The following is a 16,257-nucleotide window of genomic DNA, read 5'->3' on the forward strand; positions in this document are numbered from 1 at the left end:
GCAGGTTGACTTAACTGACGACGAAGAAAAAGAGATCCGCCGCCAATCGCTACACTATAGCCGATTTTCCTTTATGCGCGCTTTGGCCGGCCATTCGGTCTACCCTGCGAAACCCAACACACACGGGGCTTTCAGGCTTTGTCGGCATAAGGATTGGTCGACGATCGAAACTCTATTCGCAATGGAGTGCCAGTTAGCGCGAAAGTTTCACGGAAGCGGTTTTCGAGGTAGCGCTTATACGTGTCCGTCACCGCATCGAGCGCGTTGCCGTGAATCACGATGAGCGGCGGATTCTGCCCTCCCTGGTGCGCGTAGCGCAGCTTCGGCCGCACCGGACCGCGGCGGCGCGGCTGCTGGAACTCAACCGCTTCGATCAGCGCACGCGTGAGCCTCGGTGTCGGCAGCTTCGCCATCGCGGCCGCGTAAGCGGCATCGACCGAGCGCATCAACGGGCCAATACCGGTCTTTTCCGCAGCTGAAATGAAATGAAATTTTGCGAACTCGAGAAATCTTAGCTTTCGCTGCAAGTCCTCTTTTGTGCGCTCTCGCACATGCGGGTCAAGACCGTCCCATTTGTTCACGCCGACCACCAGCGCGCGCCCCTGCTCGACTACGAAGCCGGCGATGTGCGCGTCCTGGTCTGAAATATCCTGCTGTGCGTCGAGCAGCAGGATCACCACGTTGGCGTCGGAGATCGACTGCAGCGTCTTGACGACCGAGAACTTCTCGATCGCCTCGAACACCTTGCCGCGACGGCGCAGGCCGGCGGTATCGATCAGCGTAAATTTCTTGCCGCCGCGTTCGAAGTCGACGTAGATCGAATCGCGCGTGGTGCCCGGCATGTCGAACGCGATCACGCGCTCTTCACCGATCAGCGTGTTGACGAGCGTCGACTTGCCGACGTTCGGCCGGCCGACGATCGCGATCTTGACGCCGTGCTGCGCTTTCTCTTCGTCACTTTCGTCGGGCTGCCCGGCGTAGGCGACGCCCAGCGCCTCCTCGATCATTTCGGTCACGCCGTCGCCGTGCGCGGACGAAATCGCACGCGGGTCGCCCAGACCCAGCTCGTAGAAATCGGCGGCGACGTTGCTGTACTTCATCCCCTCCGCCTTGTTGACGACGAGGAAGATCGGCCGGCCAACCTTGCGAAGATAATCGGCAATCGTCTTGTCCTGCGGCGCGAGACCGTTGCGCCCGTCGACGATGAACACGACGACGTCCGACTCCGCGACCGCCTGGCGCGTCTGGCGCGCCATCTGGTACAGGATGCCCTCTTTCGCGACCGGCTCGAAGCCGCCAGTGTCGACCACCAGGTACGGACGCTCGCCGACGCGTCCTTCACCGTAGTGGCGGTCGCGCGTCAAGCCCGGCAGGTCGGCGACCAGCGCGTCGCGCGAACGCGTGAGGCGGTTGAACAGCGTGGATTTCCCCACATTGGGGCGCCCAACAAGGGCAATAACGGGTTTCATCTGATCTTGTTCACAGTGAGGCGCGTGCCGTCGATGCAAGTCGTCGGCTACGCAGCAAGCTCGCCGTGCGGCCGCTGCACGGCATTGTTGGTGGTTGGCGCGAGTTCGCCTGGGTTTTCGTTCGAACTTCCGCTTGAACTTTCGTTTGTACGCAAGTTAGCACGAATTCCGCCCAGCCCGGATGCGCAGCCAGCATGGGCGGGAGCAGCTTCGGCCGAGGTTCGGCCAGGGTTCGGTGTGGGCTGGGCCAGAGCCGTGCCGCGTCGCGTCGTGCGGTGTCGCACGGCGCTGCGTGTCCGCGGCGCCCGGCATCGGCTTGCAACCGCACGCCGATGCTGGCCCCGCTCGCAACTTACGCACTCACCGCGCCGGACGCGACCGCGCGATCCGTTTCATGGGATCGCGCATCAAACCGGCGTTCGGCACATCCGACGCTGCCATGTGCGTGCATCGTAGTGAGCAGCGCGTTTAAGCGTTGGTTGCTTGCCCACTTCAATGGGTACCGCGGTGCAAGGCGCTGGAGACCACACGCCAGGCATCGGCATTAGTCAGCCACGCGTGCCGCGTTGGTGCGACGTACTGCCATCACCTGCAGACAGCAGACACGCTTTTCGCGGCCGGTATTGCGCGGTGTTACTTACTGTCCGCTTAACGCGGACGGAACCCATACAGATCGCCGTCGTGCGTCTGCACAACCAGCGTGTCGCCCGCCAGCACCGGCGCAGCGGTGATCGGGCTGCCATCGGTTTTCATCCGTGCGACAAAGCGGCCATCGTCACGCGACAGGAAGTGCACGAAGCCCTGGTAATCGCCGACCACCGCCGCATGACCGATCAGCATCGGCACGCTGACGTCGCGGCTCTTCAGCTGGTCGTTACGCCACACCTGCTTGCCGGTCACGCCGTCGAATTCGCTGACGACCGACCAGTCGTCGCCGGCCACCACCACTTGCTCATCCTGCGCGAGCCCGCTCGTGCTCGAGAAGTTGTGCTCCCACACCGCGCGCCCCGAGTTCGCATCAAAACAGCCGAGCTGGCCCTGGAAGGTCACCGCACAGGTCTGCGCACCTATCAGCGTCGGCGGGCCGGTGACGTCGTTGATACGCTCGACTTCGGTCACGCCCTTCGGGTACGACACCGGCGTGGTCCAGTAGGCATCGCCGTTCTGCACGTTGATTGCGGCGAACTGGCCGCCGGGAAAGCCCGCCAGCACGGCCGCGTCACCCGCGAAGATCATCCCGGCGGACACCCGCAGATTCAGCGGCACCGCACGGTTGCGGTAGATCCAGCGCTGCTCGCCGGTTTGTGCGTTGAACGCGGCGATCTGGCCGTCGATCGTGCGCACCACCACCAGCCCATTGCCGACCAGCGGCGGCGACAGGATTTCGCCCGGCGCGGTCGCGGTCCACAGTTGCTTGCCGTCCGGCCCGAGCACGTAGACCTGGCCCTTCAGCGCACCGACCGCGGTCAGATTACCGTCGGTGCCGACACCGGCCGACAGGTCGCTCTTCAGCTTGACACGCCAGATGTCGTTGCCGGTCTTCGCGTCGATCTTCGCGACCGAGCCGTTGGTGCCCGCCGCGTACACCGCGTCACCGACCGCCACCGGCGAAAACAGGTAGCGACCCGCCTTGCCGACGCTTGCCTTCCACGTCTGCTGCACGTCGAGCGCGGGCTTGAACTCGGTGAGCGGCGTGGGAATGCGGCGCTCGTCTTTCGACGACGAGCATGCCGCCATCGTCAGCACGGCCAGCGCACAGGCCACGGGCACAGCGCAGCGTTTGAGCAGATTCATCGGTGAACGAAGCATGTTTTAACTAGAGTCTTTACAGGTTGAAGGCGGTGAACGTTGCGTAGCGACGCAGCTTAGCCGCCCAACGCGTCGAGCTTGAACTGGATCAGCTGGCGCGTCGAAATATCGTTCTTCGGCAAGGCGTCGAGCGCGAGCTTGTAGGCTGTGCGCGCGTCATCGCGCTTGCCCTGGGCGGCGAGCAGATCGCCGCGGCTGTCGGCCACTACGCCCTTGAACGCGTCGGATTCAGGTTGCTGCACCAGCGCGAGGGCTGCGTCGTAAGCCTTCTCGTCGAGCAGCAGCGACGCAAGGCGCAGCTTTGCGATCTGCCGGAATTCGTCGTCTTTCGCGTGATCGGCGGCCCACTGCAGCTGCGTTTTGGCGCCTGCCGTGTCGCCCGCCTGGTACAGCGACTTTGCCGCCGCGAGCGCGGTCATTTGCGCGTAGGCGGTGCCGCTGTATTTGTCTTCCATGTCGGCCGCGATGCGCGCGAGGGTCACCTTGTCGACCTTGTCGCCCGCGCCCGTCACTTCCTGCACCCGGCCATACAGCGCGGCGGCTTCCGCCGCCTGATGCCGCTGCCACCAGTTCCAGCCGTTCCAGCCCGCCGCGGCAATCACCGCCACCAGCAGGATCCACGTGGACGCGTTGCCCCACCGCGCCCACCAGGCCTTTACGCTTTCAATCGATTCCTGCTCGTCGTGGTAACTCATCGCGAAGCGATTCCTTCCTGTCCATGCCTTTTAGATTGTTGACCGTGCTCAAAGCGACATCTGCAAACTTCGGCGCCACCGCGATCAGTCATCCCCGTCTTCGGAGGACGCAACCATCGCATTGATTAGAAATTCGGTCAAGTCTTCGGCCGGTACGTTCTGCTGCTCGCTCTTGGCACCCGCGGCACCCGTATTGCGCAGCGGCTTCACGCCGACCGTGCCGTTCGCCACTTCGTCCTCACCGAGAATCACCGCGAACGCCGCGCCGCTCGCGTCGGCGCGCTTCATCTGCGACTTGAAGCTGGCCGGCTGGCCGTCCGGGCTGCAATGCAAGACCACGTCGAGGCCGGTGTCGCGCAGCCGCTCCGCGATGATGAACGCCTGGTCGCGCGCCGCTTCGCCCTGGTGCGCGACGTAGACGTCACAGCCTTCGTCTTCCGGCACCAGCTTTTCTTCCTTCAGCAATTCGATGATGCGCTCGACGCCCATCGCCCAACCGCATGCCGCGGTCGGCTTGCCACCGAGTTGCTCGATCAGCGGATCGTAGCGGCCGCCGGCCGCGACGGTGCCCTGCGCGCCCAGCTTGTCGGTGATCCACTCGAATACAGTCAGGTTGTAGTAATCGAGACCGCGCACCAGCCGCGGATTGATCGTGAACGGAATGTTGTTCGCCTTCAGGATGCGTTGCAGACCCTCGAAGTGCGTGCGCGATTCGTCGCCGAGGAAATCGATCAGCTTCGGCGCGTTGCGGGCGATGTCCTGCAGCGCCGGGTTCTTCGTGTCGAGCACGCGCAGCGGGTTCGTGTACAGGCGGCGTTTGGCTTCTTCGTCGAGCGCGTCCTGATGCTGCTCGAGATACGCAATCAGTTCGACGCGGTGCGCGGCGCGTTCGTGCGCCAGACCGAGCGAGTTGATTTCGAGCTTGATGCCGGTCAGGCCGAGATCGTCCCACAGGCGCTGGCACATCAGGATGATTTCCGCGTCCGTATCCGGACCCGCGAAGCCGAGCGCCTCGACGCCGACCTGATGGAACTGGCGATAGCGCCCGCGCTGCGGACGCTCGTGGCGGAACATCGGGCCGATGTACCACAGGCGCTTCGGTCCGTCGTACAGCAGGTTATGTTCGATCGCCGAGCGCACCACCGCTGCGGTGTTTTCCGGACGCAGCGTCAGGTTTTCGCCATTCAGCGCATCGGTGAAGCTGTACATCTCTTTCTCGACGATATCGGTCACTTCGCCGATACCGCGCGTAAACAGCTGCGTGTGTTCGACGATCGGCGTGCGGATATTCTGGTATCCGTACGAACGCAGCATCGATTTCACGGTTGCTTCGAAAAACTCCCACAGGCCGGCGTCCTGCGGCAGCAGGTCGTTCATCCCCTTTACACCGGAGAGTTTTTCGAGCTTTTTCTTCTGTTCAGTCATCTGGATTCGATCGACAAAAATTTAACTCAGCGCGGCGGTGCGGCCGTAACGGCGCTCGACGTAGTCGCTGACGATTTGCTGGAATTCCTCGGCAATGCGCTCGCCGCGCAGCGTCTTCACCTTTTCACCATCGATAAAGACCGGCGCGGCCGGGTTCTCACCCGAGCCCGGCAAGCTGATGCCGATGTTCGCCTGCTTCGATTCGCCCGGCCCGTTGACGATGCAGCCCATCACCGCGACGTGCATCTTCTCGACGCCAGGATATTGATCGCGCCACACCGGCATCTGCGTGCGCAGATAGGTCTGGATCTGCGATGCCAGCTCCTGGAACAGCGTGCTGGTGGTACGGCCGCAACCCGGGCACGCGATCACCATCGGCGTGAACGAGCGCAGACCCATGGTCTGCAGGATTTCCTGACCGACGATCACTTCGCCGGTACGCGAGGCGCCTGGTTCCGGGGTCAGCGAGATGCGGATCGTGTCGCCGATGCCTTGTTGCAGCAGCACCGACAGCGCAGCCGTCGACGCGACGATGCCCTTCGAACCCATGCCCGCCTCGGTCAAGCCGAGGTGCAGCGCGAATTCGCAACGGCGCGCGAGCTCGCGATACACGGCGATCAGGTCCTGCACGCCGCTCACCTTGCACGACAGGATGATCTTGTTGCGCGAAAGGCCGAGCTCCACCGCGCGCTCGGCCGAGCCGATCGCCGACTGGATCAGCGCTTCGTACATCACGCTTTGCGCTTCCCATGGTTGGGTGCGCGTAGCGTTCTCGTCCATCATCTTTGCGAGCAGGTCCTGGTCGAGGCTGCCCCAGTTCACGCCGATGCGCACCGGCTTGTCGTACTGGATCGCCGCTTCGATCATCTGCGCGAATTGCGTGTCGCGCTTCGCGCCGTGGCCGACGTTGCCCGGGTTGATCCGGTACTTCGACAGCGCTTCTGCACAGGCCGGATGGTCGCGCAGCAGCAGATGGCCGTTGTAATGGAAGTCGCCGACCAGCGGCACCGATACGCCCATCCGGTCGAGCTGATCGCGAACCGCCGGCACGGCCGCGGCGGCCTCCGGCGTGTTGACCGTGATGCGCACGAGTTCGGAGCCCGCTTGCGCGAGTTCCTTGATCTGGATCGCGGTGCCGATTGCGTCGGCGGTGTCGGTGTTGGTCATCGACTGCACGCGCACCGGCGCGTCGCCGCCGACTGTCACGATATTGCCGGCCCAGCGAATATCGACTGCGTGCGATACGCGACGTGGCGCCTGGCCGCCGAAAACAGGTTCGGACGAACTGATTTGACTGGTGTTGGATTGCATGGGATCGGAGTGCATCGATAAACCCGTCTTTGAAGCCTGCTCTTGAGGGGCGGCCCTTTCAGGCGCCCGCTATTGTTGAAACCAACCAGATTGAAACCGATTTTGAGCCTGGCGACGACGTCGTACCTGACGCCGCGTGCCGGCTCGCGCTTGTTACGTTTGAGATGTGCACTGTTTGCGCTCGCGGGCCGAAGCGGGCGGCTGCTGATCAAACCATTGCTGATCAAACGATGTTCAGTGTTGCTTCGCCCGCTGCTGTTCGCGATTCACTACTTCGCGCTCATACGCGCCCGGCCCCGTCGGAGCCGCTCGCGCATTCGACCTTACGGCAACGCGAAACGTGCCACATTCCCCTTCGCTGCCGCATATTTTGACGGATCGACCGGCTGACCATCAAAAGTGATCGATTCGAGACCCGCCCGATTGCCGATCGTCACCTTGAGCGGCGCATCGCCACTGATTTCCTTGCTGTCGCCCGCATGAACGAGGCCGGAGAATACTTCCTTGCCGTCCTTCTGTCGCACGCTCAACCAGCTGTCCTGCGTGACCTTCAGCGCGAGCGTCGATGAACCGGCCGGCGCGGCTGGTGTCGATGCGGCTGCTGCGACCGTGTTCGCCGTAGGTGCGCTGGCTGCGGCGGCCGTAGCAGGATTAGCGGTGTTCGTTGCGTTCACGGCGGCTGCGTTAGGTACGGCCGCTGTGGCCGGCGCCGACGCGCCTGCCATCGGCAGCGGTGCTGGCATCTGCTGCGTCTGCTGCTGCGATCCGGCATCGGCTGCCTGGGCGGGTTGGCCTTCGCCTGAACCGCTCGCAGCACCTTGCGCGCCGTCCGTTTGCGCAGATGTCTGACCCTGCGTAACCGACGCCGATGCACCGCTCACACCGCCTGCCGCGCTATTCGAAACGCTCGCACCGTTCGTCGTCGCTTTCAGGCGCGCAAGCCACGCGCTGGAATCGCCGCCGTTCGTATGCCACATCGCCAACGCGATCAACGCGACGATCACCGCCGCCACGCCCCACAGCCATGACCGCCGCCGCGGCGCGCTATTGCCGAGCGACAGCGACACGCGGCCGCGCGGCAAATCGGTCCCCGCCGACGCCGGCATCTTCAGATCCGGCGCAGGCACGCGACGCTCGCGGCGCAGCGCATCGGTATAGGGGGTGGGATCCGCGCCCAGCATCTTCGCGTAGCTGCGCACGACGCCGAGCGCAAAGGTGGTATCCGGCAATTGACTCAGATCGCCCGCCTCGAGCGCGCGCAACTTCGCAACCGGCACCTTGAGCCGCGCCGATACGTCTTCGATCGACCAGCCCTTGGCTCCGCGCAACTGGGCAAGACGCGCCCCGACCGACGCAAGCGACTCGTTCCCCACCTGCACGGCCGGCTGCAACGCAGCCGGAGCGGCTACCGGCGCCGGGCGCCCGGTATGTCTTTCGGTATCGTGCGGTTGCGGGTGCTGCGGCTCACTCATCCCAAATCCTTTCGCGTCGATTCTTTTTTAGTTCGTGCGGTCCGGCGAAGCATACTCCGATCCCCGTATCGCAAACCGTTTATAACAAAATGTGCGGCTCCCGGGGCAATTGCGGACGCTGTTGCTCGCCGTTGCCTATGCCGCCACTGATGTTGCTCTACTAGCGCCGCCTGTTCGACTTCGTTTACCGCGTGCAGCCCCGCCATTGCAAAACTTCGTTGCGACTGCCTGCACGGTGCCCAAATCGCCGCGGCTGCACACGCCAGCAGTCGAGCCCGTCGCACGCCGCCTGCAACGGTTTCACACGGCACGGACTTCGATCACCTTTGCCGCCTTTCCCGCGCGCTCAGCAAGGCGCGTGCGATCCTTGACCGCGCCGGCCAGCTGACCGCAGGCCGCATCGATATCGTCGCCGCGCGTCTTGCGCACGGTCGTGACGACTCCCGCATCCATCAACACCTGCGCAAACCGCTTGATCTGTTCCTGCTTCGAGCGGAAAAGCCCAGATTCCGGGAACGGATTGAACGGGATCAGATTGAATTTGCATGGCACGTCGCGTGTCAGCGCAAGCAGTTCGCGCGCCTGCGCCTCGCTGTCGTTGACACCGTCGAGCATGCAATATTCGAAAGTAATAAAGTCGCGCGGTGCGACTTGCAGATACCGCTGGCAAGCCGCCATCAGCTCACGCAGCGGGTACTTCTTGTTGAGCGGCACCAGCATGTCGCGCAGGTCGTCGCTTGGCGCGTGCAGCGAAACAGCCAGCGCCACCGGCAAATCCGCGCCGAGCCGGTCCATCATCGGCACGACGCCCGAAGTGGACAACGTGACGCGCCGGCGCGACAGACCGTACGCGTTGTCATCGAGCATCAGGCGCATCGCGGGCACCACTGCGTCGTAGTTCAACAGCGGCTCACCCATGCCCATCATCACGACATTCGTGATGACCCGCTCGCCTTTGCCGTCGCCGCCCGTCGCACGGCCGCCGGACACGCCGAGCGACGCGCGCAGCGCGAACTCGGCCATGCGCAACTGGCCAATGATCTCGCCGGTGCTCAGATTACGTGAAAAACCTTGCTTGCCGGTCGAGCAGAACCGGCAATTCACAGCGCATCCCGCCTGCGACGACACGCACAGCGTGCCGCGGTTCTCTTCGGGAATGAACACGCTTTCAACGGCGTTGCCGTTACCGACGTCGACCAGCCATTTGCGGGTGCCGTCGGCTGAAATATGGTCGCTGACAATGCCGGGCATCGTGATCGACGCGCGACTTTTCAGCTTTTCGCGCAGCGACTTCGCGAGATCGGTCATCCCGTCGAAGTCGGCCGCGTTGTACTGGTGAATCCAGCGCTGCAATTGCTTGGCGCGAAACGGCTTTTCGCCAAGGCTGCCGCAATATGCGACAAGGCCTTCTGCGTCGAGATCGAGAAGGTTGACGGTTGGACTGCTCGTCATATCGATTCCTGCCATTCAGTGCGAGACACGCGTTCATGCAACAAGCTGCCTGAACGCCCTGCCGTTCGCGCCCGCTCCTGCTGCTAATTCGTCACCACGCCGCGAGTGGCTTAGCGCGAGTAAACGTTGACTTCCGGGAAGAAAAAGGCGATTTCGCCACGCGCCGTTTCGGCTGCGTCCGAACCGTGCACTGCGTTCGCGTCGATGCTGTCTGCGAAATCGGCCCGGATCGTGCCCTTTTCGGCCTTCTTCGGATCCGTCGCGCCCATCAGTTCGCGGTTCTTCAGGATCGCGTTCTCGCCTTCCAGCGCTTGCACCATCACCGGGCCGGAGATCATGAAGTCGACCAGATCCTTGAAGAACGGACGTGCGCTGTGCACGGCGTAGAACTTCTCGGCATCCGCACGCGACAGATGAACCATACGCGATGCTACGATCTTGAGGCCCGCGTTTTCGAAGCGGGTGTAGATCTGACCAATCACGTTCTTGGCCACTGCGTCCGGCTTGATAATCGACAGAGTGCGTTCGATCGCCATAAAAACTCCAAAAAATTAAGAAGTTACTAATTCAAATGAATCCGCAATTGTAGCATGTTCCGGTGTATGATTGCGATTGAACCCTTACATAAATGAAAGACTCCAACCCTTCGAAGTCGACTGATGGTCAACCTCGGGGCAAGTGCGATCTGCCCGACACGAAAGAAGTGGTAATAAAAGGTTGCAACAAAACCCTACAGGTCGATCTCCGGCGCATTGAAACTCCGGCGCGCCGCGTTAATCTTAGGGTTGGTGGGTCGAGCGACTGGCAGCAAACCCGCAAGCCGGCGCCGCACAACAAGGTTTGGCATACCACTGCGCAACACTGCGTCTGACGCAAGGAGAAACCATGAACGAATATCCCTATAACTTTGGCCGCGGCGGTGCCGTCACCTCGGTCGAAGCCCGCAACCGCGTATTGCGCAACACCTACTGGCTGCTTGCGCTGTCGATGGTGCCAACGGTGCTGGGCGCGTGGGTGGGCGTCGCAACCGGCTTCTCGCTGTTCGCCGCCACCAGCCCCGCCATGAGCATGCTGGCGTTCTTCGCCATCGCCTTCGGCTTCATGTTCGCGATCCAGCGCACCAAAGACAGCGCCGCCGGCGTGTTCGTGCTGCTGGGCTTCACGTTCTTCATGGGCCTGATGCTGTCAAGGCTGCTCAGCTTCATCCTTGGCTTTTCGAACGGTCCATCGCTGATCATGATCGCGTTCGGTGGCACCGGTGTGATCTTCGCCGCGATGGCAACGATCGCCACAGTCAGCAAGCGCGATTTCTCGGGCCTCGGCAAGTGGCTGTTCGTCGGCGTGATCGTGTTGCTGCTGGCCATGGTCGCCAACATGTTCCTGCACCTGCCCGCGTTGATGCTGACGGTTTCGGTGCTCGCCATCGTGATCTTCTCGGCGTACATGCTGTTCGACGTGCAGCGCGTGGTGAACGGCGGCGAGACGAATTACATTACCGCCACGCTCGCGATTTACCTGGACCTGTACAACGTGTTCGTGAATCTGCTGGCGCTGCTGGGCATTTTCGGCGGTAACCGGAACTGATCCAGAAGCTTGCGGCGCGCTCGGCAGAGCGCGCCGTAGCGGCCTGAAATGCTAAAACGCCCGTGACGATCGCTCGTCACGGGCGTTTTTTGCGGCCTGCAACCCACACGTCCGCTCAGACGGTCAGCCAGTCGAAGCCTTCGTCCTGCGAGGCCACCACGACGTCGGTTGCTGCCGCTCCCAGCACCGCCGCCATCGCGGCCTGCGCCAGCTCCGGCAGATTGTTCTGCTGGCTCAGATGCGCCGCGACCAGATGACGCAAGCGCGAGCGGTCCAACGAAGCAAGGATGTCCGCGGCGGCCGCATTGTTCAGATGCCCGTGATTGCCACCAATCCGCGCCTTTAGCGACGGCGGATAGCGGCTCGCAGCCAACATCTGTACATCGTGGTTGCATTCGAGCACGAGCGCGTCGCAGCCACTCAACACCGCGCTGATATGAGGCGTCGACGTGCCGACGTCGGTCAATACGCCGAGCCGCACCGCGCCGTCCGAAAACACATACTGCAGCGGTTCGCGCGCGTCGTGCGGTACGGTGTAAGGCAGCACACTGAGGTTGCCGATCGCAACGGCCTCGTCGCCCCACAGCACGTGCAAATCGACGTCCGCCTCGTCCGCACCGACCGCGCGGGCGGTGCCCCAACTCATGTGCAAAGGAATCGACCACTTGCGCGCCAGCGTCAGCGCGCTACCAATGTGGTCGCTATGTTCGTGGGTAATGATGATTGCGTCGAATGACTCGACGCTTACGCCGAGCCGCGCCAGACGCCGCTCGACTTCCTTCGCGGAAAATCCGCAATCGAGTAGAACGCGCGTGGTGGTCGCGCCGCTGTGTGCTTCGACGACCAGCGCGTTGCCTTCGCTGCCGCTGCCCAGACTGGCGAACCGCACGGCCCGCCTTAGTTCAGCTGCGCGTGAAGCAGCGTCACGATGTTCTTCGCGTCCGACGACATATCCACCTGGCCATTCGCATCGACCACGGCGACCTGGGTCATCGCATCGCCCTTCGAACGCACATTCACCAGGTATTCGTGGCTGTCCTTCTTCGGCGTGCTGGTGAACAGCTTGCCGAGCAGGCCCTCGCGCTTCACTTCCTGCAGCGAATCGGCGTAGCGCACGTAGTAGATGCCCTTTTCGCGGTCGCGATTGTCAACCGTGAAGTTGGTGCGATCAAGCGCGAGGCCGACACGCAGCCATGCACGGTCGAACGATTCCTGCAGATCGAGCGTGTTCGAACCCGAGGCCACCTGTGCAGACGCCGCCGCAGGACGCGCTTCGGTCAGCAGTTGCTTCGACTGCGCGTCGGTCAGGCCGAACTTCTGCATCAGCTTGGCCAGAAACTCCGCTTCCAGTGCCGGATCGCGCGGCCGCTCGACCCAGCGCGACGAAGTCTTGTCGAAGCCCGTCAGCACTTCTTCCATCGAGCTGTGCGTAATCGAAATATCGGTCTGGCCGCTCGCATCGCGCGACACCAGCGTGCGGAAACTATCGCGCGTGCCCGACGAGTACGCGAAATCGATCACGCGGCCGATCGTGCGGCGGAACCAGTCATCCGGGATGTTCGCGCGGTTCTCGGCCCAGTCGGTCGTCATGATGCCGGTGGCGGTCGCGTTGGTCTTCAGCGAGAAGCCGTTTTCGGTCCAGAACTCCTGCAACTGCGGCCACAGTTGATCCGGCGTGCGGCCGTCGACCACCAGCCAGCGCCGGTCGCCGTCGCGTTCGACGTGCATGCCGAACGGATCCTGTGCGCTCGGCACACCTTCGGTCAGATTGCCGGCCGCCGTTTGCGCCCGCTGCGGTGCGCCGCCAAGTGCAGTACCCACCGCCGGCGCCTCATAGCGCTGATCGATCTTCGCGGACGTCAGATCGCTCGGCACGGCGAGCGTCGGCGCGCTTGGCGTGTCCTTGTAGTTGACCCGGTCCGTGGAGAGCATGTCGTTCAGCGATTCGCAGCCGGCAAGCGCCGACACCGCAAGCGTCATCGCCACGAGGCGCATTGCGTGGGAGGAGAGAGCGGATCGTTTCATGTGGTCCTTCATGATGCTAGAACGCGCTGCCTTGGTTCGGGCCCCGAACATAAGCTTTATCGTCGTGTTAAACAAAATGCCGGGTTCGGGTTCATGCCCGCGCGGCAACGCTGCGGCGCGCGCTTAACCCAGCAACCCTGCTTCGTGCAACGCCGCGCGCACCACGTCGTGATAGCGCGCGTCGAGCGGCGTAAGAGGCAAACGGATGCCGCCTTCCATGCGGCCCAACTGCTGCAGTGCCCATTTGGCCGGAATCGGATTCGATTCGATAAACAGGTTCTTGTGCAGCGACAACAGCTTCAGGTGAATCTCACGCGCGGTTTTCGCGTCGGCAGCAAGCGCTGCCTTGCACAACTGCGCCATCGCGCGCGGCGCAACGTTGGCGGTAACCGAAATATTGCCGTGGCCGCCGAGCAGCATCAGCGCGATGGCGGTCGGATCATCGCCGCTGTAGATCCCGAAATGCGCGGGCGCGGCCTTGATCAGATGCGCGGCGCGGTCGATGCTGCCGGTCGCTTCCTTCACGCCCACGATGCCCGGCACGTTCGCAAGGCGCAGGATCGTTTCGTTGGACATATCGGCCATCGTACGGCCGGGCACATTGTAAAGGATCACGGGCAGCTCGACGGTTTCCGCGATTTTCGCGAAATGCCGATACATGCCTTCCTGGGTCGGCTTGTTGTAGTACGGCACGACCTGCAGCGTCGCATCGGCGCCGACTTCCTTCGCGTGCTTCGTCAGTTCGATTGCTTCGGCGGTCGAATTGCCGCCGGCGCCGGCGATCACCGGAATGCGGCCAGCGGCCTGCTCGACTGCGGTTTTGACCATCAGCACGTGCTCGTCCACCGACAGGGTGGCCGATTCGCCGCTGGTGCCGACGACCACGAGGCCGGTCGTGCCTTCCTCGATATGCCAGTCGATCAGTTTTCGGAACGCCGGCAGATCGAGACTGCCGTCCTCGTGCATCGGGGTGACGATGGCAGGCATGCTGCCGCGGAACCGGATACTGTCGTTCACGTTGGTCATTGAAACTCGATGAATTTATTCAATAAACAGCAATTGTAGCGGATTACCCGGCCAAATCGTAACGCGGGGGAACCCATATGCCGGACCCGGAAGCAGATTTTTCCGGTTCACGCACGGCACAGATGCGTTGCACGAAGGCTGGGCGCGGATCGGCGAAAAAACCGTCCTGAAATGCGACCACCCGCAGTTGCCCGCGTACGACATCGAGCAGTTCGCCAGACGCCAGCAAGAACGCCGGATTCGACGGTTTGCCGACGGTTTCGTTGCCCTGCGCGAAGGTTTCGTAGATCAATACGCCGCCGGGCGCCAACGCGTTCAGCAATTGGGGAAAGAGCGGGCGGTGCAGATAGTTCGTGACGACGATCGCCGCGAACGTGGTGCCCGCGGGAAGCGGCCACGCGGCATTTTCGAGATCGGCAACCAGCGTTTCGATGGGCGCAATGGGCGTGACAGAAGCATCCGGCGTGTCGGGCGCCGCGTCGCGCAACGTGGCGAGCACGTCGAGCGCAGCGGCATCGCGATCGACTGCCGTCACCGGATGCCCGAGCGCCGCGAACCAGCGTGCGTGCCGCCCTGCTCCCGACGCGACGTCCAGCACTGCCCCGCCCGCCGCCACCAGATGCGACCAGCGCCGCACCCAGCGCGACGCCTCACCGAGGCCGTGAGAAAAGTGTGCGCCATCCGCAGATTGCGGCGCTCCCGAGGTCGTCATGCCGCTGCCTCAATCAAACCCGAACCAGAACCAGAACCCGAACCCGAACGCCACGCGCGCATCGCTTGTCAGCTGTACGAGAGGCCCATCGCCTCACGCACGTCGCGCATCGTTTCGGTCGCGAAGCGGCGTGCCTTGTCGCAGCCATCCGCGACGATCGCACGCAGCAGCGACGGATCGTCCATGTACTTCTGCGCACGCTCGAGCATCGGCTGCTGCTCGCGCAAAATGCCCTCGATCACCGGCTGTTTGCACTCGAGACAACCGATGCCGGCCGTGCGGCAACCCTTTTGCACCCACTCGTGCGTGGCTTCGTCGGTGTAGACCTGATGCAGCTGCCACACCGGGCACTTGTCCGGATCGCCCGGATCGGTGCGGCGCACGCGGGCCGGGTCGGTCGGCATGGTGCGCACTTTTTTCGTGATGGTCTCGGCATCCTCGCGCAGGCCGATCGTATTGCCGTACGACTTCGACATCTTCTGGCCGTCCAGACCCGGCATGCGCGACGCCTTGGTCAGCATGACCTGCGGCTCGACCAGGATCAGCTTGCGCGAACCTTCGAGATAGCCGAACAGGCGCTCGCGGTCGCTCATCGACAGGCTTTGCGATTCCTGCAGCATCGCACGCGCTTTTTCGATGGCTTCGTCGTTGCCTTCCTGCTGGTACGAGTTGCGCAGCTCGTGATACAGCTTCGCGCGCTTGCCACCAAGCTTCTTGGCGGCTTCCAGCGCCTTCTCTTCGAAGCCCGGCTCGCGGCCGTACAGGTAGTTGAAGCGGCGTGCGATTTCACGCGTCATTTCGACGTGCGGCACCTGGTCTTCGCCGACCGGCACCAGCGACGCGCGATACAGCAGGATGTCGGCCGCCATCAGCACCGGGTAGCCGAGAAAGCCGTAAGTGGACAGATCCTTGTCCTTCAGCTTCTCCATCTGCTCCTTGTAGGTCGGCACGCGCTCAAGCCAACCGAGCGGCGTGCTCATGCCGAGCAGCAGCGACAGCTCCGCATGCTCCGGCACACGGCTCTGGATAAACAGCGTGGCCTGCGCCGGATCGATGCCGGACGCGAGCCAGTCGATCAGCACTTCCCAGACGCTCTTCTCGATGACTTCCGGCGTTTCGTAGTGGGTGGTCAGCGCGTGCCAGTCGACCACGCAGAAGAAGCACGGATACTCGGACTGCAGCCGCACCCAGTTTTTCAGCACGCCGTGATAGTGGCCGAGGTGCAGCGAGCCCGTGGGCCGCATGCCGGAGAAGATTCGGTCTGGATACATGGTCTG

Annotated in this window: 14 protein-coding genes; 1 reads left to right on the top strand and 13 read right to left on the bottom strand. The window is 63.1% G+C overall.

Going from position 1 to position 16,257, the window contains the following annotated elements; translation table 11 throughout:
* Positions 1-131: 131 nt before the first annotated feature.
* The 8 genes from der to ndk all read right to left on the bottom strand — a co-directional run bounded on the left by der (position 132) and on the right by ndk (position 10,169).
* Positions 132-1,469 (bottom strand): ribosome biogenesis GTPase Der, encoded by a 1,338-nt coding sequence (gene der / locus ACYVNQ_RS10130; protein WP_460902344.1) that lies wholly within the window; start codon positions 1,467-1,469, stop codon positions 132-134.
* Between the two features lie 648 nt (positions 1,470-2,117).
* Complete coding sequence (bamB, locus tag ACYVNQ_RS10135; protein WP_460902688.1) at positions 2,118-3,263, bottom strand: outer membrane protein assembly factor BamB; 1,146 nt, start codon at positions 3,261-3,263, stop codon at positions 2,118-2,120.
* A 71-nt stretch (positions 3,264-3,334) separates the two neighbouring features.
* A complete protein-coding gene (locus tag ACYVNQ_RS10140) occupies positions 3,335-3,973 on the bottom strand; it encodes a tetratricopeptide repeat protein (protein WP_460902345.1) in 639 nt (212 codons plus the stop codon).
* Positions 3,974-4,057: 84 nt separating this feature from the next.
* Positions 4,058-5,398, bottom strand: a complete 1,341-nt coding sequence (gene hisS, locus ACYVNQ_RS10145; protein ID WP_460902346.1) for a histidine--tRNA ligase — start codon at positions 5,396-5,398, stop codon at positions 4,058-4,060.
* A 21-nt stretch (positions 5,399-5,419) separates the two neighbouring features.
* Entirely contained in the window at positions 5,420-6,709 is a 1,290-nt protein-coding gene (ispG, locus tag ACYVNQ_RS10150) for a flavodoxin-dependent (E)-4-hydroxy-3-methylbut-2-enyl-diphosphate synthase (RefSeq protein ID WP_460902347.1), read from the bottom strand.
* 323 nt (positions 6,710-7,032) lie between these two features.
* Entirely contained in the window at positions 7,033-8,181 is a 1,149-nt protein-coding gene (locus tag ACYVNQ_RS10155; protein WP_460902348.1) for a helix-turn-helix domain-containing protein, read from the bottom strand.
* Positions 8,182-8,481: 300 nt separating this feature from the next.
* Entirely contained in the window at positions 8,482-9,633 is a 1,152-nt protein-coding gene (gene rlmN / locus ACYVNQ_RS10160) for a dual-specificity RNA methyltransferase RlmN (RefSeq protein ID WP_460902349.1), read from the bottom strand.
* A gap of 110 nt (positions 9,634-9,743) precedes the next feature.
* Positions 9,744-10,169: a nucleoside-diphosphate kinase gene (gene ndk / locus ACYVNQ_RS10165; protein ID WP_460902350.1), complete on the bottom strand. Its 426-nt coding sequence runs from the start codon at positions 10,167-10,169 to the stop codon at positions 9,744-9,746.
* A gap of 349 nt (positions 10,170-10,518) precedes the next feature.
* On the opposite strand from ndk, the gene ACYVNQ_RS10170 reads away from it, so the two are divergent.
* Positions 10,519-11,217: a Bax inhibitor-1/YccA family protein gene (locus tag ACYVNQ_RS10170; protein ID WP_460902351.1), complete on the top strand. Its 699-nt coding sequence runs from the start codon at positions 10,519-10,521 to the stop codon at positions 11,215-11,217.
* Positions 11,218-11,332: 115 nt separating this feature from the next.
* On the opposite strand, the gene ACYVNQ_RS10175 is transcribed toward ACYVNQ_RS10170, so the two are convergent.
* The 5 genes from ACYVNQ_RS10175 to ACYVNQ_RS10195 all read right to left on the bottom strand — a co-directional run bounded on the left by ACYVNQ_RS10175 (position 11,333) and on the right by ACYVNQ_RS10195 (position 16,251).
* Positions 11,333-12,106, bottom strand: a complete 774-nt coding sequence (locus ACYVNQ_RS10175) for an MBL fold metallo-hydrolase (protein WP_460902352.1) — start codon at positions 12,104-12,106, stop codon at positions 11,333-11,335.
* Between the two features lie 8 nt (positions 12,107-12,114).
* Positions 12,115-13,242: an outer membrane protein assembly factor BamC gene (gene bamC, locus ACYVNQ_RS10180; protein WP_460902353.1), complete on the bottom strand. Its 1,128-nt coding sequence runs from the start codon at positions 13,240-13,242 to the stop codon at positions 12,115-12,117.
* 123 nt (positions 13,243-13,365) lie between these two features.
* Positions 13,366-14,268, bottom strand: coding sequence for a 4-hydroxy-tetrahydrodipicolinate synthase (gene dapA / locus ACYVNQ_RS10185; protein WP_460902354.1), 903 nt, complete (start codon positions 14,266-14,268; stop codon positions 13,366-13,368).
* Positions 14,269-14,311: 43 nt separating this feature from the next.
* Positions 14,312-14,980 (bottom strand): class I SAM-dependent methyltransferase, encoded by a 669-nt coding sequence (locus tag ACYVNQ_RS10190; protein ID WP_460902355.1) that lies wholly within the window; start codon positions 14,978-14,980, stop codon positions 14,312-14,314.
* Positions 14,981-15,048: 68 nt separating this feature from the next.
* Complete coding sequence (locus ACYVNQ_RS10195; protein WP_460902356.1) at positions 15,049-16,251, bottom strand: tryptophan--tRNA ligase; 1,203 nt, start codon at positions 16,249-16,251, stop codon at positions 15,049-15,051.
* Positions 16,252-16,257: the final 6 nt, after the last annotated feature.

It is taken from the genome of Paraburkholderia jirisanensis, from assembly GCF_054782355.1.